The 22,078-nt window shown below is 54.8% G+C and carries 20 protein-coding genes; 7 read left to right on the top strand and 13 right to left on the bottom strand.

Annotated features, from left to right (window positions below; translation table 11 throughout):
* Positions 1-88: 88 nt before the first annotated feature.
* Positions 89-1,216 (top strand): alkene reductase, encoded by a 1,128-nt coding sequence (locus tag PMI31_RS10585; RefSeq protein WP_008017999.1) that lies wholly within the window; start codon positions 89-91, stop codon positions 1,214-1,216.
* A gap of 455 nt (positions 1,217-1,671) precedes the next feature.
* Here PMI31_RS10585 and PMI31_RS10590 read toward each other — a convergent pair whose 3' ends face one another.
* The 4 genes from PMI31_RS10590 to PMI31_RS10605 form a co-directional block, all read right to left on the bottom strand.
* Complete coding sequence (locus tag PMI31_RS10590) at positions 1,672-2,682, bottom strand: XdhC family protein (RefSeq protein ID WP_008018000.1); 1,011 nt, start codon at positions 2,680-2,682, stop codon at positions 1,672-1,674.
* 136 nt (positions 2,683-2,818) lie between these two features.
* A complete protein-coding gene (locus tag PMI31_RS10595; RefSeq protein WP_008018001.1) occupies positions 2,819-5,047 on the bottom strand; it encodes a xanthine dehydrogenase family protein molybdopterin-binding subunit in 2,229 nt (742 codons plus the stop codon).
* Positions 5,040-5,525, bottom strand: a complete 486-nt coding sequence (locus PMI31_RS10600) for a (2Fe-2S)-binding protein (RefSeq protein ID WP_008018002.1) — start codon at positions 5,523-5,525, stop codon at positions 5,040-5,042. The genes PMI31_RS10595 and PMI31_RS10600 overlap by 8 nt, the downstream gene beginning before the upstream one ends.
* 301 nt (positions 5,526-5,826) lie before the next feature.
* Positions 5,827-7,008 carry an MFS transporter gene (locus tag PMI31_RS10605; RefSeq protein ID WP_008018003.1) on the bottom strand — a complete coding sequence of 394 codons (1,182 nt, stop codon included), beginning with the start codon at positions 7,006-7,008 and terminating at the stop codon, positions 5,827-5,829.
* A gap of 439 nt (positions 7,009-7,447) precedes the next feature.
* Between PMI31_RS10605 and PMI31_RS10610 the strand changes: the two genes are divergently transcribed.
* From PMI31_RS10610 to PMI31_RS10620, 3 genes are all read left to right on the top strand, one after another.
* Entirely contained in the window at positions 7,448-8,884 is a 1,437-nt protein-coding gene (locus PMI31_RS10610) for an aldehyde dehydrogenase family protein (RefSeq protein WP_008018004.1), read from the top strand.
* Positions 8,885-8,928: 44 nt separating this feature from the next.
* Positions 8,929-9,207: a muconolactone Delta-isomerase gene (locus tag PMI31_RS10615; RefSeq protein ID WP_008018005.1), complete on the top strand. Its 279-nt coding sequence runs from the start codon at positions 8,929-8,931 to the stop codon at positions 9,205-9,207.
* A gap of 113 nt (positions 9,208-9,320) precedes the next feature.
* Positions 9,321-10,583 carry a c-type cytochrome gene (locus tag PMI31_RS10620; protein WP_008018006.1) on the top strand — a complete coding sequence of 421 codons (1,263 nt, stop codon included), beginning with the start codon at positions 9,321-9,323 and terminating at the stop codon, positions 10,581-10,583.
* A 76-nt stretch (positions 10,584-10,659) separates the two neighbouring features.
* On the opposite strand, the gene PMI31_RS10625 is transcribed toward PMI31_RS10620, so the two are convergent.
* The 6 genes from PMI31_RS10625 to PMI31_RS10650 all read right to left on the bottom strand — a co-directional run bounded on the left by PMI31_RS10625 (position 10,660) and on the right by PMI31_RS10650 (position 16,781).
* On the bottom strand, positions 10,660-11,253 hold the full coding sequence (locus tag PMI31_RS10625) for a TetR/AcrR family transcriptional regulator (protein ID WP_008018008.1): 594 nt from the start codon (positions 11,251-11,253) through the stop codon (positions 10,660-10,662).
* A 104-nt stretch (positions 11,254-11,357) separates the two neighbouring features.
* Positions 11,358-12,179, bottom strand: a complete 822-nt coding sequence (locus tag PMI31_RS10630; RefSeq protein ID WP_008018010.1) for an HpcH/HpaI aldolase/citrate lyase family protein — start codon at positions 12,177-12,179, stop codon at positions 11,358-11,360.
* The gene (locus PMI31_RS10635; RefSeq protein ID WP_008018011.1) at positions 12,176-13,381 is read right to left on the bottom strand and encodes a CaiB/BaiF CoA transferase family protein; all 1,206 of its coding nucleotides are present in this window, start codon (positions 13,379-13,381) and stop codon (positions 12,176-12,178) included. Before PMI31_RS10635 ends, PMI31_RS10630 begins: the two co-directional genes overlap by 4 nt.
* 6 nt (positions 13,382-13,387) lie before the next feature.
* Positions 13,388-14,740: an MmgE/PrpD family protein gene (locus PMI31_RS10640; RefSeq protein ID WP_008018012.1), complete on the bottom strand. Its 1,353-nt coding sequence runs from the start codon at positions 14,738-14,740 to the stop codon at positions 13,388-13,390.
* A gap of 12 nt (positions 14,741-14,752) precedes the next feature.
* Positions 14,753-15,913: an acyl-CoA dehydrogenase family protein gene (locus PMI31_RS10645; RefSeq protein ID WP_008018013.1), complete on the bottom strand. Its 1,161-nt coding sequence runs from the start codon at positions 15,911-15,913 to the stop codon at positions 14,753-14,755.
* A 40-nt stretch (positions 15,914-15,953) separates the two neighbouring features.
* A complete protein-coding gene (locus PMI31_RS10650) occupies positions 15,954-16,781 on the bottom strand; it encodes an FAS1-like dehydratase domain-containing protein (protein WP_008018014.1) in 828 nt (275 codons plus the stop codon).
* 131 nt (positions 16,782-16,912) lie between these two features.
* Here PMI31_RS10650 and PMI31_RS10655 point away from each other — a divergent pair, with 131 nt between their 5' ends.
* Positions 16,913-17,800, top strand: coding sequence for a LysR family transcriptional regulator (locus PMI31_RS10655; RefSeq protein WP_008018016.1), 888 nt, complete (start codon positions 16,913-16,915; stop codon positions 17,798-17,800).
* A gap of 45 nt (positions 17,801-17,845) precedes the next feature.
* Here PMI31_RS10655 and PMI31_RS10660 read toward each other — a convergent pair whose 3' ends face one another.
* Positions 17,846-18,724: a LysR substrate-binding domain-containing protein gene (locus tag PMI31_RS10660; RefSeq protein ID WP_008018017.1), complete on the bottom strand. Its 879-nt coding sequence runs from the start codon at positions 18,722-18,724 to the stop codon at positions 17,846-17,848.
* Between the two features lie 162 nt (positions 18,725-18,886).
* Here PMI31_RS10660 and PMI31_RS10665 point away from each other — a divergent pair, with 162 nt between their 5' ends.
* A complete protein-coding gene (locus PMI31_RS10665) occupies positions 18,887-19,300 on the top strand; it encodes an ester cyclase (RefSeq protein WP_008018018.1) in 414 nt (137 codons plus the stop codon).
* Between the two features lie 69 nt (positions 19,301-19,369).
* Positions 19,370-19,651, top strand: coding sequence for a DUF2790 domain-containing protein (locus PMI31_RS10670; RefSeq protein WP_008018019.1), 282 nt, complete (start codon positions 19,370-19,372; stop codon positions 19,649-19,651).
* 188 nt (positions 19,652-19,839) lie between these two features.
* On the opposite strand, the gene PMI31_RS10675 is transcribed toward PMI31_RS10670, so the two are convergent.
* Together PMI31_RS10675 and PMI31_RS10680 are read right to left on the bottom strand one after the other, a co-directional pair.
* Positions 19,840-21,177, bottom strand: coding sequence for an MFS transporter (locus PMI31_RS10675; protein WP_008018020.1), 1,338 nt, complete (start codon positions 21,175-21,177; stop codon positions 19,840-19,842).
* Positions 21,178-21,405: 228 nt separating this feature from the next.
* Positions 21,406-21,972, bottom strand: coding sequence for a 2,4'-dihydroxyacetophenone dioxygenase family protein (locus PMI31_RS10680; RefSeq protein WP_008018021.1), 567 nt, complete (start codon positions 21,970-21,972; stop codon positions 21,406-21,408).
* Between the last annotated feature and the right edge of the window lie 106 nt (positions 21,973-22,078).

The raw sequence follows: 22,078 nt of genomic DNA on the forward strand, positions 1-22,078 counted from the left end.
GATTTAATCTTGCATACCAAAGGGTGTGTAGATAGGAGAATAAGCTCTAACTAATCTGGTTCTCCAGTCCACTTTGGAGATAATTCAGATGTCCTCCTTGTTCAAGGCCTATGCACTAGGCACCCGCAAGCTGCAAAACCGCATCGTCATGGCCCCGATGACCAGATCACGCACCTCCACCGGGGACGTCCCCAATGCGCTTATGGCGGCCTATTATGCGCAACGAGTGAGTGCTGGCCTGATCATTACGGAAGCTACCGATGTGTCGGCGTATAGCAAGGGTTACGCTTGCACCCCAGGCATTTATACAGCGGAGCAGACTCAAGGTTGGCGCCTGGTAACCGACCGAGTCCATCTCCACGGCGGTACGATTTTTCTGCAAATCTGGCACGTCGGCAGAATGGCCCACCACACAATGCTACCTAACGGAGAGGCACCGCGTGGTGCGACCGATGAGCGGGCAGCACAATCCGATGTATTTATCTACGACAGCACAGGTACTGCGGTTTTCGTTCCCGCGGATACTCCGCGCAAGATTGAGACCGACGAGGTCGCAGGACTGCTCGATGAGTTCACGCTCGCCTTCAGAAATGCGAAAGCTGCCGAGTTTGATGGTGTGGAAATTCACGGCGCCAATGGTTATCTGTTCGATCAGTTCATGAACTCGAGCCTAAACACGCGTACTGATCAATTCGGGGGGCAGACACCCCAAACGCGAACGCGTCTGCTGCTGGATGTGGTCGACATTGCGATTCAGGAACTAGGGGCCGATAAGGTCGGCGTTCGTGTCTCCCCATTCGGAAAATTCAATAGCATGCCCTCTGATCCATTCGCAGAAGAAACTTTGCTTTACCTGTGCAGCGAGTTGAATCGCCGTGAAATTGCCTATCTGCATGTCGTCTACCAACCGTTACCAGCAGGCAACACTGTGGACAGCGAGTTCAACGAAAATAATCTCAGTGACGACTTAGTGCGCGAGGTCCGTAACGCCTTTCAGGGAACATTGATCTGGTGTGGAGGATTTGACCAACAAGCGGCTCAGGCGGCAATGGATGACGGTTGGGCAGACCTGATAGCTTTCGGCAGACCTTTCATTGCCAATCCTGACTTGGTGGATCGTTTGAGAAACAATTGGCCGCTTGCTGAGGCTCCTCATTCCACCTTCTATACACGCGACGGTGAGAAGGGCTATACCGACTTTCCATATTTCGAATAAGACGTTACGCGTCCGCCAAATCACACCTTGCGTGAATAACCGAGCAATCTCTCAGCCAATGAACGTCGCTGCAAGACAATGAAGACCAAAAGCGGTTTCACACATTCTGGGTTCAGGGTGAACAAACACTGAATACTTTCAATGCTGGAATTTTTTTGGATTGGCTGCGAAATCGGTAGTAGAAAGTAAGGCTCATAGAGCTGTTGGGGCCGCATCAGTGATCCCAGCAGCCACTTACCGACTATCCATTGGCATGATAGAGATGCCTTGAGCGAGATGACGGCGCACTTGTCGCATAGATGTCCGCTTAAAAAGGCTAGAGATAGTGTCCTCTTTGCAAAGCAGGTAGAGACCACAGCTTTTGCATCCACGGGGGATTCTAGGGAGCTTGGGCACGGTAACGAGCAAAGGTATAAATCACTGCTTTGGTTCAGTCGGTGTTAGATCACAGAGATTCAGGCGCTTGCGATCAGCGATAACAGATTCGGCTCAACAAAGGACTTCTTTTGCACCGCTTGGACTCCATTCTTGATCGAGACGATTTCGGCCATCAGCGACAAGGCTATTTCCGGCGGAGTATGACTACCAATATGTAAACCAACAGGCCCATACAATCGAGCAATTTCGTCCTCCGCCAACCCAAGCAACAGGAGGTTTTCTCGACGTTTGAGTGTGTTAACTCGAGAGCCAAGCGCGCCGATATAGAAAGCATCGGACTTCAGTGCGGTCAATAGTGCCATGTCATCCAACCTTGGATCATGGGTGAGCGCGACGATGGCAGTATGCGCATCAGGGACGATCGCTTGCACGGCATCGTCGGGCATTCCTGGAACAAAGCGGGCTCCTTCGTCCTCCCAGCCATAGGCGAACTCTTCTCGCGGATCGCAGATAAGGACGTCGAAATCCAGCATTCGAGCCATAGACGCCACGTAGCGGGACAGTTGTCCAGCGCCAATCAACAGCAGACGCCAGCGCGGCCCATAAACAGTCTTCAGTCGTTTTCCGTCGAACTCAAGGAGATCATCGCACGTCGCAGCACCCAGTTTCGACTGACCTGTGCTTAACGACAGTTCACGACTCACAATTTCGTGGTTTTCGCAGCATGCCAACAGTTCTTCGACCCAGGACGAATCAGTTATCCGTTCTTCGGTTAACCGTAACGTGCCTCCGCAGGGCAGTCCAAAACGGGCCGCTTCTTCTCTGCTCAATCCGTAGGTGATCAGTTGTACGGGAAGATTGAGCACATCTTGATCCCGTTCTGACTGACGACGAGCGATCAGATCATCTTCAATGCACCCTCCCGACACTGACCCGATCACCATGCCATCTTCGCGCAAGGCTAACATCGCGCCTGGTGGACGGGGTGCACTTCCCCATGTCTGGATGACCGTATAGAGCCAGACAAGATGTCCGTCGCGGCGCCATTGCAGGACGTTTTTCAAGACGTTGAGATCGACGCTGTCCATGGGGCCTCCGGACATACTTGAAGGATAGAGACTTAATTCAGGGTGGGAATGTGGCTGAAAACCCACGCTGAGCAGCCAGAAAAAACACTCACTACTGCATCACAGCAGCGGGTAGTTTTGCCGCTATTGCGGGCAGTCAAACACTGGTGCTTGCGGTATGCCCCAACGCGGCCAACACTTTGGCCTCGGTGAAAGGTATTGACCGCAGACGCACTCCCGTGGCGTCGAATACCGCGTTACCGACCGCCGCACACACCACGGCCGCGGCAATTTCACCTACGCCCAGCGGAGGTTCCGTGGGACGTTCGATCAACTCAATTTCGATCTCCGGAACTTCCGGGAAGGTGAGGATCGGATAGGACGCCCAGTCGCGGCTGGTCACGGTCGCCTGATCGAACTTGAGTTCTTCGCGCAAGGTCCGGCTGAGGGTTTGCACGATGCAGCCTTCGATCTGGTTGCGGGTCCCGTCGGGATTGATGACAAGCCCACAGTCATGAGTGACGTAGAACTTGCGCGCAAGGATCTTGCCGGTTTTTCGGTTTACCTCAACGTCCGCCACCATGGCCACGTAAGTTTTCGACAAGTCGTATTTGACGTAGGCCAGTCCCCTCCCCCTTACCGTCTCGTCGGTACCGGCCGGGCGAGGATAAGCCCCTGCCTGCCACTTCGAGATCGTTGCCAGCCGTTGCAACACCTCGGCACCACGCAAGTCGGTGGGATCGATGCTTTCGAGGCGGATCGTCATCGGATCAATTCCTTCAACTGCTGCAATTTCGTCAAGAAAACTTTCGTTGGCAAAAGTGTTCTGCATCCGCCCCGGGGAGCGAATCCATGCAGGACGAAACGGCGTATTGGCCAAGCGATGACCTTGAGTGAGAATATTGGCAAACCGATAAGGAATGCCTGAATTACCCATCACGCCGCCCGGCGAGATGAAGTCTTCATGGGGCATGCCGCTCAGGTCGGCGGCGATCAGCGCCACCGTACCCGGTTTGCCATCCGGCACAAAGAAGTCGCTTTGCCATGCGATCAAATGGTTGTCAGCGTCGAAACCGGCCTGCATATCGATGAGCGTCGGAGGCCCCTTCGGGTCCCACCCGTGTTCATCGGCACGCATCCATTGCACGCGCACCGGCTTGTTCATGATCTTCGCCAACAAAGCTGCATCTGCCGCTGCGTCCTCATTACCGTTGCGGCCATAACAACCGGCGCCCTCCAGGTAAATCGCGCGTACGTTTTTTGGATCAAGCTTGAACATCACCGCCAACTGCCGACGCAAGGCGTGGGTGCCCTGGGATGCAGTCCAGCAGGTCAGATCACCGTCCTTGAACTGAGCGATGGCACACGATGGGCCGATGGAGCCATGGGTATGAATGGCGAAGTCGTAGGTGGATTTCAACGTGCGATGTGCGCTGCCCAAAGCCGCACCGGTATCGCCCAACTTGCTGGAGACTTCGGTATTCGTCACGGGTGTAGCACGCACATGCTCCCAAAGCTTTTCCTGCTCAGGCAGTCCCGTCCAGTTCGTCCACGAAGCGCTGAGGGTTCTCATCGCCTGGATCACTGACCATTCCGTCTTGCCCACCACTGCCAGGAAGTTTCCTTCGCGCACGACTTTCAATAGACCAGGAATGTCCTTGACCGACGCCTCATCAACGCTGACTAGCGTTGCCCCCATCGCTGGTGGCCGAATGACCCGGGCATGGAGCATCTCCGGCACCTTGAAATCCTGCATGTAGGTAAAGTCGCCGGTGACTTTTGGTGGAATATCACGACGCGCCGCGGACTTACCGATGCTCCGGTATTGCGTGGCATCTTTGAGCACCACTGTCGTCGCGATGGGCAAGTTCAACTGATCGCCGCCAACCAGTTCGCCATAGCTGAGGCCAGGTGCCCCAGGTGCGGTGGAGATCACGCCGTTAGTGACTTGCAAGCGATCAATTCCGACCTTTAAGCGCACGGCGGCTTTAGCTATCAATGCCTGACGGGCAGTCGCCGCAGCCTGGCGAATCTGCAACCCGCCATTGGTGATCGACATGCTGCCGTATGTGGTGCCTTGATCCGGGGTCAATGCTGTATCACCCTGGACGATCGTGATCCGTTCAATTGCTACATCGAGTTCTTCGGCGGCCATTTGCGCCAGCGCGGTCTCAACCCCGGTACCCAGATCAACTTTGCCGGAGAACACCGTGACCTGACCGGTTTTATCGATAGCTAGAAAAGCGTCGACTTGATCGATGTCGACGCTTTTCTCCTGAGTACCTGTTTGAGCAAGCAACTGAGCGGCTTGAGGTAGCAGGCTGAAGCCGACCACAACCGCCCCACCCTTGAGAAACCCTCGTCGACTGCTTGAGATATCAAACATGTTGGCCTCCCTGCATCGATTCGGAGGCGCGTTTTACCGCGCGCAAGATCCGCACATGAGTGCCGCACTTGCATAAGTTATTGGCCAGTTCCTGGCGGATTTGCTCGTCGCTCGGTGTCGGGTTGCGATGCAGCAACGCCGCCGACTGCATGATCATGCCGTTGATGCAGTAGCCGCACTGCACTGCTTGTTCATCGATGAACGCTTGTTGCAGAGGATGCAAGGTGTCGCCTTCGGCCAAACCTTCAAGCGTGGTGACGCTAGAACCTACTACGGCGGATACGGGCATCAGGCAAGACCGCAACGCCTCTCCATTGAGCAATACCGTGCAAGCACCACACTGGCCCAAGCCACAGCCGAACTTGGGACCATGAAATCCAAGCTCATCGCGAAGAGCATATAGGAGTGGCATATTTGGATCATCAACTTCGACTGTAACTGTTTTTTGATTCACAACCAGCGATAGTGACTGACTCATGGTGCTCGCCTCTCTGCAAGAAAATGCCTGGTGACGTGCGCTCAATATACGCCTCACCCACCCAACTGTTCACAACTTGTGTTTCAGCTGAAACCGATTAAGTTGCGATGATTTGTTCATTTGACCTCCTGTTGTATCCGCCAGCAGCAGATCGTTTCAGGAATGGTCGTACATCAAGCGTGACCGCTCAAACGATATGAAGAAAGGAGTCAGTTGACAAAATATCAACTCAATACTGAGGCGGATGAAAAAAGGCAGGAGTTGCCTCGCGCCTTTTTTTGTGGGAATAAACATCACTGGATCAAGCGATCCTCGCAGACTTTGCCAAGCCGGCCAGCGCCAGCAGAGCACTGCTGGCAATAAAACCGGCCAAGGCAGTCACTCCCATTTCCAAACCGAAAAATTCAATGAGATAACCCGTGGCCACTGGAATGATGCCGGCTGGTATGTAACCGCCGATATTGAATATCGCATTCGCCTCAGCTCGGCGATTGGCCGACACATTATCGGCAATCAGCGTCAACCCGCCCAATTGCCCCAGACCTTGACCCGCTCCGGCAAACAAAGCGCCTACCAGAAGCCACGCCGCAGAGCCAAAGTGCAGTGCAAACCACAGACCCAGCATGCTTAAAATCGTCGAGAGGCCGCTGAGCAAAAACATTTTTTTAACGCCGAATGGCTTCATCGCAAATTGCACGAGCACCGCGGTAAGAAACATGAAAAACGCCATCACACCACTCAGGAGGGGTTGATTGGTATGTAAAAATGTCGCGAGCATCTTCGGTCCCAACGAAAGCACAAAAGACGTAGCTGTGATCCCGGGCCCGAAAAAGGTCACTCCCAGCAAGACAATGCCGATGCTCTGCTTTGGTATAGAGGGAAGCTTGGGACGGAACGTTCCGGTACCCAACTTCCGATGGGGTTGGCGAAGAACGGCGATCAGCGCGAGCAACAACAGCAGGATTTCAGTGCTGAAGACCAGGCGAATCGGATCCGCGCAGTAGTGGGCTATTACCCCCGCTAACAAAGGTCCCGAGCCCGCACCCGCGACCATGGCAACAGAGGCCATTAACGACGCGAAATGCTTACGATGGGACGAGGTCTGTTCAACTACATTGGCCATACCCGCAGAGACGACAATACCCACTGATACGCCTGTCAGGAAGCGCGCAAGCATCAGGACGAAGACGCTTTGAGCCGCCTCAAATAACACTGCGGCTGCGATGGCTATCACAATGCATGGCAGCAACATTGCTTTGCGCCCATAGTGATCCGAAAGTTGCCCAGCAACAATTAACGTCATTAACAACCCGAGAATGTAACATCCGAAAATAACAGTCAGTATTCCCGAAGCAAATCCTAATTCATCCTGCCATATTCCATATAACGGTGTTGCAGCATTGGAAAGTATAAATATTGCCGTGATTACCCAGGCGGCCCGCATGACGCCCAGTGTGTTGTCAGCTTTCACTTCGATATTCATCGTTAACACTCCGCATAAATTCCCGTAGTGGAGGGAGCATAAACAGTGCTCTTTGACTTACATATGCCCACGCGCGCGGAGTTCATGTGCAAATTTTCACAAGCGTGAGCGTTGAGGTTGATAACGAACCTCAGCGAGGCCAAGCGAGTGGATCTACTAAATGATTTCCCAAAGAAAAACCCCGGCAATAATGTCGCGGTTGTGGTTTCAGATGCTTATCCCCGCTCTTTTCCAGGCTCTTTTTCGTTCCGTAATCCACTGACGATTGGTTTTTTCTCAATCTTCCAACGCCATAAAATCAGTTGAACAACCCTCTGCTTGCTTCTGTAATGAAATTCACCCTGCCTGCATCGTCTGCCGCGTACCGACGATAAAGGTTGACCCGACACTGCTCGCTTGTCGCCTCGAATTGCGAGATTTCATTCAGAGAGAAATGACCATGTTTGAAAAAGTGAAGAGTTACATCCACGGGAGATATTCGGAGCCGGTGGAAGGCGCGTATGTGGACAAAATCGATCCGCGCAGCGGGCTCAAACTCAGTGAAGTCGCCAACAGTGAAGCACGCGATGTTGAGCTCGCTATCGAATCGGCATCCAGCGCATTGCAGGCGTGGCGCGATATGCGCCCAGCTGACCGTGGACGTCTACTCAACGACCTGGCTCGCATCATTCGGCGCAGTGAAAGCACCTTGGGCGCGCTGGAGAGTGCAGACACTGGCAAGCCGCGCAGTGAGATGTCAACGCTAATGGATCTCACCGCCCAATACTTCGAGTTCTATGGCGGCATCGTGAATGTGATGGATGGCGAAGTGATCAACCAAGGCCCGAATTACCATGTTTACACTCGGCGCGATCCATTCGGCGTTATCGGCGTAATTTTGCCGTGGAATGCCCCGCTCCACCAAGCTGCACGAGCAATCGCGCCAGCGTTGGCCACCGGCAATGTCGTCGTTGCGAAACCATCCGAGCATACCTCCGCATCATTGGTAGAGTTGGCGCGCATTGCCGTGGAAGAAGCCGGCATACCCGCTGGCGTTTTCAACGTCATCGTTGGAAAAGGCAGCGTTATAGGGCCGGTCATGGCCCGTCATCCTGATATTCGCAAGATCTCCTTCACCGGTGGGTTGCGAGCAGGTCAGGAACTGGGACATATCGCCGCAGAGCGCATTCTCCCACTGACCCTGGAATTGGGCGGCAAGTCAGCCAATATCGTCTTTGACGATGCTGACCTCGATGCTGCGGCAAGGGGTTCGACCACTGCCTTCACATGGAACAGTGGTCAATGGTGCGCGGCCGGCACGCGCCTGCTGGTTCAGGAAAATATCTACGATCGTTTTGTGGAAAAGCTAGTCGCCGAAGTCGCAGCGCTGCGCGTCGGCCCGGAAGATGACGCCACTTCAGGCCCCATCACAACTCAGGCGCAATTCGAAAAAATAAAAAGCTATTTCGCCATCGCCGAACGCGAAGGTATGACGCTTGCTATCGGGGGCAAGGTGCTATCCCGGCCAGGACTGGATGAGGGGTGGTACATCGAACCTACGGTCTACACCCACGTCACTAACGATATGACGCTGGCTCGGGAAGAGATCTTCGGACCGATCGTGTGTGTCATACCGTTCAAGGATGAAGCCGACGCCTTGCGCATTGCCAATGATAGTGAGTTTGGATTGGGGGCCGGGATATGGAGTCGGGACATCGGACGCATCCATCGCGTTGCAGGCAGACTGGAGGCCGGGCGAATCGTGGTCAACGAATACAGCGGCGGCTTCGTGCAGACGCCCTGCGGTGGCTTCAAACAAAGCGGATATGGACGCGAACAAGGTGTTGATGCCCTGTCTCATTACACGCAATTGAAATCAGTGATTATCCGTTTGTAAGAACGGAGGTCGCTTATTCGCCCTCAGACAGACAGGAGATTCCCATGCTGTTTCACGTACACATCCAGATCAACATTCCGCATGACGCGGACCAGGAAAAAATTCGAAACCTCAGCGCCCTGGAGGTCAAGCAAGCGCAAGAACTTCAGCATCAAGGGAAGTGGCTACATCTATGGCGGGTGGCTGGAAAATGGGCAAACGTCAGTGTTTTCGATGTCGAAAGTATCGACGAGCTTCACGCAATCCTGAGCGCTCTGCCGCTGTTCCCCTTCATGGCGCTCGACATAACACCGTTGTGCAAACACCCTGCGGCCATAGGGTGAGGCAAAACCTCATTGGGAATTTTTGCTGAGGTGATAAGCAGCCGTGCCGAATTTCCAGGCAAAGCGCACCTCCGCAAGATAGACCTTGTCAACGCCAGATAAGGAACCTGATCATGAAAAAGAACCTGATTCCTGCCCTTTGCCTTGTCTGGCTGAGTGCAGTAATTGTGCCTGCATTCGCAGCCACCGACAGTACGTTCGCCAGTACCGGCGAATACCTGGCGAGGGCCGGAGATTGCGCCGCCTGCCACACTGTTCCCGGAGGCAAGCCATTTGCCGGCGGGCTTAAAATGGTGACGCCCATGGGCGCCATTTACTCCACCAACATTACCCCTGATCGTGAATCCGGCATTGGTCGCTACAGCGAGGCCGAATTCATACGAGCGGTTCGCGAAGGCGTAGCCCAGGACGGCCATCGCCTTTATCCGGCCATGCCATTTCCTTCCTATGCGAAAATCAGCGACGAGGACATGCATACGCTCTATACCTGGTTCATGCAGGAAGTCCCCCCCGTCGCCCAGGCCAATACAGCGTCGGACATTCCCTGGCCGCTTAGCATTCGCTGGCCATTGATGTTCTGGAGTTGGACGTTTCTAGAGGATGAACGCTACACCGCCGTCCCGCAGCAGTCTTCAGAATGGAACCGCGGCGCTTATCTGGTCCAGTCCCTAGGGCATTGCGGTGCCTGTCACACGCCGAGAGGAATCGGTTTTCAGGAACTGGGTCTGGATCAAAACAGCCCTCGCTACCTGAGCGGTGCACAGGTCGACCATTGGTTCGCTTCCAATCTGACCGGCAATCACAACACGGGGCTAGGTCGCTGGGACATCCAGGACATTGAAAACTTCCTGCGCAGCGGCGCTAATCGGCACGCGACCTCATTCGGCTCAATGACCGAGGTGGTCAACAATAGCAGCCAACACCTGACTGAACAGGATTTGCGTGCCGTCGCGGTGTACCTGAAATCCCTGCCCGGAGCCCGTGACGATGATGGAGCACCCTATCAACCGGGAGCGGGCCTGGCAACCAGCCTCAGTGGCAATCGTGGCCGCCTGCTCTACGCCAACCATTGTCTTCAATGTCACGGTAGCAACGGCCAAGGTCGAGCGCCTTGGCTGGCGCCGTTAGCGGGGAACCCCAATGTGCTGGAGCCGGATCCATCATCGTTGATCAACGTCACCCTTAATGGCACCCCCTTCATCGTGCTCCATAGCATCCCCTCCCCCTTCCCCATGCCCGGTTTCCACGCCGCGCTGAACAATCAAGACGTGGCCGACGTGGTGACTTATCTGCGCACCGCGTGGCACAAGGAGGGTTCGAGCGTGACGGTTGAACAGGTGAAAAAAATCAGGGACGTGACGCAAGGGGTACATTGATCGCGATCCAGCCTACTGCGGCTCACGCGAGCAAGACGCGCGACTGCCTCTAGCGAGTGTTTTGCCGCAGCCAAGGCTAATGCCTAACCTGAACCAGTTTTCGACAGAGCATCGCCACGGGATCGGTGAGGGATCGAACCGTCACCGCCTCACTACCCATCGCAATGATGACCCCTGAAAGCATCGACAGCATGCACTGCGCGAGCAGGTCGATATTGCACACTTGAAACAGTTTCTGCTCAATGCCGTGAGTAATAATCTCACGGAGTTCGCCCACATAACGTGCGTGAAGCTTGATCAGTTGACACTGTGATGCTTCATCGATATGGCGCATGTCCCGCTCAACCAAACGCTCTTCACCTCCGAACTCAATACTGCGGCGCAGATGAAACAGTACAAATGCATCGAACTGGTCCAGAACGCCTCCAAGTGCAGGTTTGAAGGCTTGCCAGGCGTCGAGCCGCTCCTGCAACACCGACGTCAGCACCTGTTCAAGCAACTCCCGCTTTCCGGGGAAATGGTAGTAAAGGCTACCTGCATGCACCCCGAGCGTTCTGGCCAATGTGCGCATGGACATGGCGCTGTAGCCTTGTTCGAGCATCAATTGGGTGGCGACTCGCACGATTGCCGAGTCGCACAACACCGGCCGTTCTTTAAGGAGCGAATTCATTCGTCACACCGCCCATGCCCACTCGCTATGCATAGGCAGGCAACTTGCTCAATCCGAAAAGCACCTTGCGCAAGAGCCTTCGGCATCTGAAGCAAATGTTCCGGTTAATTTGCATGAGCCAGTACCTGACGAGCGCGCTGTAGCACTGGCGCGTCAACCATCTGTCCATCGAAGCGAAACGCTCCCCCTTCCTTTTCAGCCGCAGCAAGGACGTTACGTGCCCACTCCACCTCACGCGCCGCAGGGGCGTACACCGTTGCGACCACTGTCAGCTGAGCAGGATGTATGCACAGCAAACCATCAAACCCCATACCCCGTGCGCGATGTGCTGCCAGAGACAACCCGTGCAAATCACTGATATTGGCAAACACGGTGTCGATCGGCGGCGCCAGACCCGCGCTCACGCTGTGCAACAGCAGTTGAAAACGAGCCTGATCCATGATCGTTGCGCTTTCTTCAGCGCCCTTCATACCCAAGTCCAGAGCCAGGTCCAGGCCCCCGAAACTCAAGCGCTCAACACCTTTGGCCGTTGCGATGCTCTGCAGCGCAAGCAGGCCCCTGGCACTTTCAATCAGCGGCCATACGGGTTTGCCACAACGCAGGAGTGCCTCGACCTGAGCAACCGACTCGGCTTTGGGTAAGATCACGCCGATAACACCTGGGTGCGCCGCGCAGAAGTCAATATCGGCGGCGTGCTCACAATGATCGGGCGCATTAATGCGCACCATGACTTGCGCTTTCGGATGACTACGCAGAAACGCTGCCAGATTGTGGCGTGCCTGTTGTTTGAGAGACTCCTCAACGGCGTCTTCAAAATCGACAATTACCCGGTCTGCGCCATAAGCCAGCGCCTTTGAAAACCGGTCCGGTCGACTCCCTGGAACAAACAACGCAGTGATCACCGACGGTAAGTTTCGTCCACTCATATCACTGCCCCCCGCTTCATTTGCGCAATAGATTCGGCCGTATAACCGAGCTCTTCAAGAATGGCTTCACTGTGCTCGCCCAGCGCGGGGACAGGGTCCATGCGAGGAGCGAACGCACTGTTAATGCCTGGAGGCAGCATTGCTGGAAGCAACCCTGCGGGGCTGTCAATCTGTACCCAGCGTTTGCGCGCTTTTAGTTGTGGATGGTTCCACAATCCGGCCATATCGTTGACGTTGGCGCTGGCAATCTGCGCGCGGTCCAGCCTTTCGACAATTTCCGCTGCCTTCAGATCGGCAAAGGTATCTACGATGATCTGCCGTAAAACCTTGCGATTGGCGGATCGCTGAACGTTGGCGGAAAAACGCTCGTCGAGTTTCAGGTAAGGCATCAGCAACACCTGGTCGCAGAAAGTTGCCCATTCGCGCTCATTTTGCAGACCGAGCATCACCGCTCCCCCGTCGCCAGCCGGGAACGGTCCGTAGGGGTAAATGGTGGCGTGAGAGGCGCCGGCACGCGGTGGCGGCTGAGCACCGTCGTAGGCGTAATACATTGGAAAGCCCATCCATTCAGCAAGACTTTCAAGCATGCTGACATCGACCCGACTGCCAAGCCCGGTGCGCCCGCGCAACAGCAACGCGGACAATATGCCGCTGTAGGCATACATACCGGCCGCGATGTCGGCGATCGAACACCCGGCCTTGGCCATCTCATCCTCGCCTGCCCCCCCTGTGACTGACAAGAAGCCGCTCTCGCTTTGAATCAACAAGTCATACGCTTTCTTGTCCGAGTAAGGCCCGCCCTCCCCGTACCCCGAGATGTCGCAGACGATAAGCCGCGGATACCTGTCGCGCAGCGCTTCAAACGACAACCCCATTCGCGCAGCCGCACCGGGTGCCAGGTTTTGCACCAGGACGTCGGCCTTGGCAAGTAAAGCGTCGAGTACACGGTCCGCCCCTTCTGCCTTGACGTCCAACGCGAGGCTTTCCTTCGAGCGATTGCTCCACACAAAATGTGATGCCAAACCGTTGGTTCGAGTGTCATACCCGCGAGCAAAATCGCCAACATCGGGTCTTTCAATTTTGATCACTCGCGCGCCCATATCCGCCAGTTGGCGCGTACAGAATGGCGCTGCAATAGCGTGTTCAAGACTGACAACCGTGATCCCGTCCAACGGACGCGTTGCGTTATTGTTTTGATTCATTAACGACTACTCCAACAGTGTCGACAGGTTGTCGGTGTACTGGAGCGCCCAGATACGTTCGATCAGCTGATTGATCTGGTCGGGTGTTCGTGCTTCAGAAAAGCTCAGCAATCTACGGAATTTTTCTTCCAGTTCGAGGCGAGACAGCGTGTTTCCCGGATCACCTTTAGGCTCATCGCATTTGCCGAGAAACACCCGACCATCTGTTGTGGTGACTTGTACTCGACCGAGCCACTGCTGCGGGTAAGCGCGATCGACTTCCAGATCCAGTTCCATGCTGACGTTATTTGCAAAACTCGCGACATCCAGATCGGTCAGCGCTAGACGATCGAACTCGATTAACCCTGCCTTTGCGTGAACGGCGATTAAACCCAAGACCGTTCCCATGGAAAATTTCGCCTGATGGACAGTCTTGGGCACTACTACGCGCCCCAGCACATCAATGGCCGCCTGATGGACGTGGGTGACCACCTTGGAAATGTTTTTATGGGTAAGCTCGTGTTCGCGCATCACGTTCTGCAGTGCGTCAGCAGCAGGATGGGTGTGCCGACATGAGGCGTGGAATTTGAAAGAGGTCTCAAGCAATGCCCATCGGCTGCCAAGGCCGTTCGACAATTTGCCTGGATCGGCATCACTGGACATTCCAGCAGCCAAGCCTTGATCGCCTTCCAGAATATTGCGCGCTCCGGTAAGCCCGTCTTGAGTTAAATAGGCCGCGAGCAAACCATCTGCGGCAGCCTTAGCCGTGTGCAATTGCTTGGAGTCGGCGGCATCGCGCAAAAACTCCCAAAGCCCGGCCGCTTGAGTACCGGCGGTACCCAGAAGATTTATAAATTGCTCCTGGTCGAATCCAAGCAACTTGCCCACCCCAACCGCCGACGCCAAGGTCCCGACAGTCGCTGTAGTGTGGAAAATACGATAATGCGAACGCCCTAGAAACTCACCAATGCGGATGCCTGCCTCATAGCCCGCAATCGACGCTAAAAGCAAGTCACGGCCCGACTTCCCATGCTCTTGCGCGGCGGCTAACACCGCCGGAAATACGACGGTTGCAGGGTGCAGTACCGAACTGTTGTGTAAATCGTCCTGCTCAACCAGATGCGACGAAGCGCCATTGACCAACGCCGCAAAGTACGCGGAAGTGCTGCGACCGTTGACGACGATTATGGCCTTGCCTTGCGTCGGTCCCATTGTTTCTGTGTAACGTTCAAACAACGGGATCGGGTGCGCGCCCTGGCTCGCAAACGCACTGCCGAGCCAGTCAAGAAACAGTTCCTCTGTGCGGCTCAACACGTTGTCGGGGATGTGGGAATAATTAAGATCAGCGAGAAAACTCGCTAATTGTTGTGTATGGCTCATGGGCTGACTCCCTTAAAAACTGCGAGGCAGCTCGAGCAAGTGCTCGGCTACGTACGACAAGATCAAGTTGGTGGAAATCGGGGCGACCTGATAAAGGCGTGTTTCGCGGAACTTGCGTTCAACGTCATACTCACAGGCAAAACCGAAGCCTCCGTGGGTCTGTAAGCAGGCATTGGCGGCTTCCCATGAAGCTTTTGCAGCGAGGTACTTGGCCATGTTGGCACTGGCACCGGCGTTAATGCCGCTGTCGTACTCTTCACAAGCACGCCAGCGCATGAGATCTGCCGCTTCGATTTCGATATGCGCTTCGGCAATTGGAAACTGGACACCTTGGTTTTGTCCGATCGGGCGCCCAAAAACGACGCGATCCTGGGCATAGGCACTGGCTTTTTCAATAAACCAGCGGCCGTCACCAATGCACTCTGCGGCGATCAACGTCCGTTCGGCATTCAGGCCGTCAAGGATGTACCTGAATCCTTTGCCCTCCTCCCCAATCAAGCTGTCGAGCGGCAATTCCAGATTGTCAAAAAACAACTCATTGGTTTCATGATTGACCATGTTTGCAATCGGCTGGACAGTCAGGCCGTTTCCGATGGCTTCGCGCAGATCGACCAGGAAGATCGACATGCCTTCCGACTTCTTTTTCACTTCCGCCAGGGGCGTGGTCCGCGCTAGCAGGATCATCAGGTCGGAATGCTGGATGCGCGAGATCCAGACTTTCTGCCCATTGATTACATACCTGTCGCCCTTGCGAACGGCCGTCGTTTTGATCTTCGTGGTGTCTGTCCCCGTAGAGGGCTCAGTGACCCCCATGGATTGCAGCCGCAGTTCACCTGCAGCGATTTTGGGGAGGTAGTAACTTTTCTGCTCTTCGCTACCGTGACGCAGGAGCGTAAACATGTTGTACATCTGCCCGTGCACGGTGCCGGAGTTACCGCCACAACGGTTGACCTCCTCGAGAATCACCGAGGCTTCGGCCAACCCCAGGCCAGATCCGCCATATTCCAAAGGAATCATTGCGGCCAACCATCCGGCGTCAGTCAGTGCTTTGACAAACGCTTCCGGGAAGCCCTTGCGCTCATCGACCTCACGCCAGTAAGCGCCGTCGAACTCCGCGCACAATGCCTGTACACCTTCCCGAATTGCGTTGAGTTCTTCATTTTTGTTTTGCATTGCAATCACTCTCAAAATGCCAGCAAGTGTGTTGGCTCACTCAGTCAAAAATCAGATCCGCGACCTGCGCGATCCCGCCTTCATTGCTCGCCCATAAATGCGCGTGGTTGGATTCAACTAGTGTTCCTCCAACTTCAAAGAGTTGGGGAGCGATCAATGGGCGTACGCCACGAAAGCTGAAGGTGCGCAGTTGTGCAGTGGGATGGGCGCGTAAAAATGCATGCAGATTCAGTGTGGCTATGAGTGGGCCGTGGACGACTTTTTCGGGATAGCCTTCAACGTCCACGACATAGGGAACGTCGTAATGAATACGGTGCGCGTTAAACGTGATGGCCGAATAACGGAACAACAGTACGGCGGTAGGAGAAACGGATTCATTCCACTGAGCTGCCGGCACTGCATTGCCGGGTGCCAGATTCGGTGCGCTGGCCTCGCGATACACAATGTCCTGTTCTTCGCGAATGCACAGGTGTCCGTTTTGGAAAAACTCGTGCCTTACCGTCACGAACAACAACTGGCCGCTGCGCCCGACTTTTTCTTCGATATGCGTGAGGGTCGAGAGGCGGGACGCCTCAATACCGGCAAGTAGCGATTGAAAGAATTCGACGCGGCTGCCGGCCCACATTCGATTGCGATTGTCGGCAGGAGGCAGGAAACCGCCGCGGGCTGGATGTCCGTCTGCCCCCAGGCCAGACTCGGCCACGGGGTCCTGAAAAAAGCACCAGTGCCACAACGCTGGAAGCGGCGCGCCGGGCATTATCGGCTGCGCACCAAAAGTTGCCGCTACGCGCTTGATTTGTCCTGATCCCAGATCATCCACCGCCTGTTCAGTCTTGCCAAGCCAAGCGCTCAGGTCCTGATTACTCATGAAATGTGCGTCCTCGATTATTCGGTCGAGGCCGATAATGCGAGTGGCCTGGCGTTCTGTGAATCTACTTTTATTTAACCCGGCGTTAATACAATATTAACGCTTCAGCTAGTAGGAAAAGGGCTTTGCCGATGCACTTTGATTTGACCGATCTGCGGTTGTTCATACACATCGCAGAAGCCTCCAGTCTGACTCAGGGGGCGCGACGAGCCTTCATCTCGCCTGCCGCTGCAAGCGTGCGGATCAAGGCGCTGGAAGCGCAGTTGAACAGCCACTTGTTGTATCGCGACAGCAAGGGTGTCGATCTGACGGACGCCGGGAAGAAGCTTTTGCAGCATGCCCGATTGATCATGCGTCAGGTCGGTTACTTGAAAACCGAGTTCGCCGAATTCGGCACCGATTCTTCCGGACACATTCGCATTTTCGCCAATACAACTGCTGTCACTGAGTTCCTTCCGGAACTGCTGGCAGGATTCCTCGCCGCACGCCCTGGTGTGACGGTTGATTTACGGGAGCGCCTATCGCGCGACATCATTCGAGGGGTACTTGATGGCTCAACGGATATCGGCATCATTGCCGGCCCTGTTGCGGCGAAAAACCTTCAAGTGTTGCACTTCAGTACAGACCGACTGGTGCTTGTGGTACCCAAAGAGCACGAGCTGACACAACGCAAGCACATAAAATTGCGTGACACTGTGGCGTTCCATCACGTCGGCTTGCAAGAAGGCAGCACGCTCCAGGCGTTTGTCCGTGACCAGGCCGAGTTGTTGGGTGAAACCCTGGTATGGCGAATTCAGTTGTCGAGCTTCGAGGCCGTTTGCCGAATGGTTGAGGCGGGTGTCGGCATTGGCGTCATACCGGAGTCGGCCGCCATCCGTAACAGTAAAACCATGAATCTGGCCATATTATCGTTGGACGAGCCTTGGGTCGTTCGCGAACGCAGCATCCTGGTTCGTGACATAGAAGCATTGCCCGGCTGTGTGAAGGCGTTGATCGCGCTATTGCAAGATCAGCATTGAAGGCGCCCTTCGCAGACGCGATCAAGAAGGATGAAATCTGGAATGTCAGGTCAGGCTAGTGCCAGACATTAGTCCTTCAGTCAGCAACGACACCAAAGGCTGGACTAAATGCTGAGTGCGAACATCATCTCCGATCACCGCCACTTCAGTGGTGGGCAGCGTTGGCAATTTTTCCGAGGGCTCGACGATTTTCATGCCTTCTTGCAGAAATGAAGTGCCAAGGGCGGTGATACCCAATCCGCCTGCTACGGCTGCTTGAACGCCAATCAGATTGCTGGCCAGACAGGCCGAAGTCCACTCGCGCCTTACCGAAGCCATCGCCTCGATCATGATCGCGCGGTACGCGCATGGAGGTCGCATCATCACCAGGCGCACCGGCCGCGATGCTTCAATTTCATAATCCTTTGCGGCAATCCAGACCAGTGGTTCACGCCAGATGATTCTGCCTCGCTGGGCCGTGGCGCTGATCTTGCGTTTAGCGATCACCACGTCCAGCCGTCCTGCTTCGTGGTCCGCCAACAAGTCGTTGCTGAGGCCAGTGGTGAGTTCCAGCTGGATATCCGGATAGAGCTTGCTGAAGCGGGAGAGCAGTCGAGGCAACTGGGTAGGCACCAGGTTCTCAGAGATGCCCAGACGCAGGACATTCACCCCCTCCGGCTCCCTGATTTCACGGACGAAATTGTCAAAGTGCACCATCATTTTGCGTGCGCCAACCAGAAGACGTTCGCCCTCTGGGGTCAGGGTCAATGCACGACTGGTACGCTCGAAAACGCGCATGCCAAGTACTTCTTCCAACCGGATGATTTTCTGACTCACCGCTGATTGCGATCGTGCAATCACCTCAGCCGCCGCCGTGAAGCTTCCCGTTTCTGCGACTGCGATAAACGCCCGAAGCAAATCGATATCAACGTCGCCCGCTTGCATGATGAATTCGCCTATCAACTAGATGCCATTAACTTTATGCGTTTGAATTATAGATAGCAAACTCCGAACATCGTGCTTGTGATCATCCCCCAGGGACGTTCACCGATTAATCCGGCGTCACCACTGAATGGGACGCGGAGCCCAAATTCCAGGAGATAGAAAATGCCTGACAATAAAGCTGTAGAAATTGTTGAACGCTTCTGGCGCGAAGTCTGGCAGGCGAAAGATCCCCAGGCCGCCGCGCGCTTTGTTGCTGAAGACTTTGTCATTACCTCTGGCGGGGTCGATGTCGTCGGCCGTGAAGCTTTTATTGAGTGGATCGGCGTCTTTCTGTCGAAGATCGAAGATTTCACATTTGGCAGCATCGAGACCTTCCAGAACAAAGAAGGTACTCGCGTGGCCTCACGGTGGAAACTCACCGGCAAGAACAAGGGCTTCATAGGTGCTCGCTCGTGTAGCACGCCTTTCGAAATGCTCGGTACTGCGGTTTGGGAAGTACGCCCAGACGGTCTGCTGGCGCACAACTGGGTAGAGCGCAATTCGCTTGAGGTTCATCGCGACGTTATCGGTCTCTAAGGTCGAATCGCTGCATCAACACCCGGCTTACCTCCCTCGGTTTCGTCCACGCAACGTACGGAGGGAGTCTTGATCAACGAGGTTATTGCAATGAAAAACCTGCTTCCATTGGCAGTTCTGGTGTTCTGTTCCACAGTCATGGCAGGTCAGTCAACAGATGAACGCCATGTAGAAATTGAACCGTATCGCTACGCAATGCACCTGGACATCGCCAGTGTGATTTCGATTACGACCCCAGCGGATAAGTGCAATGCCGCTCCCGTGACCATGATCTACCGCGACTCCAGTGGACACATCAAAGGGCTTGAATACCTTTCGTTGTCAACAGATTGCGACACCTTCGGCGGTTAACGGTTAAACCCGCGCATCAAACGACTACGGCTCCTTACGCCTCACCGCTTGCATTATAAAAACAAGAGCAAGCCCCTCTCCGCCCCTGCGAGTACAAACGAAATAGTTAAATCGCCGAGTAATCACTCGACGAATTATCTAACGAATCACATCGCGAGCAGGCAATGTCACACACTATTTTCTTCGCTTTATGCGGCAGGTACTCGCGCATCCAGCACAGGTTCCAGGCGAGGAGTTCGTACCATCAAGGTCATGATCAATATTCCGATCAACAACAGTCCGGTAACGGCGAACAACCCGTTCGCAAAACTGCCCGTAGCCGTCTTGATCGCGCCCATCATGTAAGGCCCGACAAAACCACCCAGCATCCCGATCGTGTTCACATAAGCGATCCCCCCGGCGGTGGCGCCGGCCGGCAGATAGCTCATTGGCATTGCGAGGATGATCGGCATTGCAGAGAACACACCGAGCGCTGCCAGTGTCAGCCCGAAAATACTCAGGCCAAAATGGCCCTGAACAAATGGCAACATCCCAAAACCTACCGCCGCCAGCAATGAACACGCAGAAATATGAATACGCCGCTCGAGTCGCTGATCGGAATGTCGTGAGATCAGGATCATTCCGATCGTGGTGAAGGCGTAAGGCACGACGGCCCACATGCCGATCTGCGTCGCGGTGGTCAAGCCTGCTTCCCGCAACATCATAGGCATCCAGAAGTTGACGGCGTTGTGGCCACAAACGATGGTGAACCAAGTCAAGGCGATCAAGTGGATCGGAGGTTCTCGCAGAGCGGCCAGGAAACCTCTATCGACTGCCGGCTGGAAACTCGCCAAATGCCGTATTACTTTGGCCTTTTCGTCGGGTCTGAGCCACTTGCAGGTACTCGGGCCATCAGAGAGCAACGCCAGTGCGATGAGGCCCAGCACGATGGACGGAACTCCTTCTATGACAAACAGCCATTGCCAGCCTTGCAGCCCGGCAATCCCATGGAACGCATCCAGAATGACCCCTGACAACGGCGCCCCTGCCACGCCAGCGATAGCCGACCCGCAGAGAAAAATCGCGGCCATTTGAGCCCGTCGGGCCGGTGGAAACCAGAACGTCAAGTACAGCAATACCCCCGGAGCGAAGCCGGCCTCAAAAGCGCCGAGCAACAGGCGCATGAGATAGAACGAGGTGGGACTATGAACGAGCATGGTGCAACACGACACAAAGCCCCAGCCGATCATGATTCGGGCGATAGTGACCCGGGCACCCAGACGTTTCATCAACAAATTACTGGGTATCTCGCAGCACACGTAACCGAAGAAAAAGATACCCGCCCCCAAGCCGTAGACGGCGTCGGAGAAACTCAGGTCGGCTTTCATATGTAATGCGGCAAACCCGACGTTCACTCTGTCCAGATAGGCGAACACGTAACAGACGAACAGAAACGGCATGAGCCGCCAGGCAATTTTTCGGTAAACAGGATCGTTGTCATCGATCAACGCCATGGCGCCTTGAGCGACGGAGGATTGGAGTTGCATGGATCGAATCTCCTGCAAATATTGTTATTGGAAGTGCGCAAGAAAGATTTCATCGAGTCAAACTCGGGGCCGCGCTTTTAATACCCCGCGACATGGATTTCAAAAAGTATTGCTTGCTGCGCAAGCAGCATAAAAATTCACGCAAGCTAGAAAAACTGGTATCCGCGAACAATGCGAATTCGTAAATTCATTTAGAGTTCGCGGCGTACAGTTGATACGGGTCAGGTGTCAACGAATGAAACGATCGGCATAGTCAGCGCCTAACCCGACACTTTCATAATGCTGACGGGCACTTTCCAGTTTCGTATAAACGTCTTCGTAATCCAGTGCATTACCGTAGGGATCTACATAGACATAGTTGCCGGTCACATGAAACAAGGTAATCATTTCGCTGACCTCTTCGGGCACTACCAGCGTATGGGTTTCTCCAGGTGGTTCAAACGCGTAGCTCCCTTCGGTGGCCACCCATTCGTGTTCGAGGTAATGCCAGTGGCCCCGCAAAGTAAACGCGTGCACCGGCCCACCATGGCGGTGGCGGGACAGCACACCTGAGCGCCGCACCCGGGTGAGATTGACGAAGTAGCCGCCACTCAGGCTCAGTATCAATGGCCGAAACCAGACACCTTCAGCCTGGGGTACCCACTCGCGTTCATCACAGTCGAGATTAAGCGCACCCGCCAGCAAAAAGTCGGCTGGCATACCGGCCGGCTGGTCGAATTGATAGGGCACCTTGGATCGATCACCACGATGAGAAGTCATCACAGGCCTTGCCAAACTTTGTTCTTGTACAGTCATTTTTATTCAACCTCACGGTCAGACATTTACCAGATTGCGATATCGCTATCGCAGACACCATCAAGTCGGCAGCAAACGTGCAACTTGATAACGATTGAGCGCACTT

The sequence above is a fragment of the Pseudomonas sp. GM55 genome (assembly GCF_000282395.1).
In the GTDB taxonomy this organism is placed as follows: Bacteria; Pseudomonadota; Gammaproteobacteria; order Pseudomonadales; family Pseudomonadaceae; genus Aquipseudomonas; species Aquipseudomonas fluorescens_CC.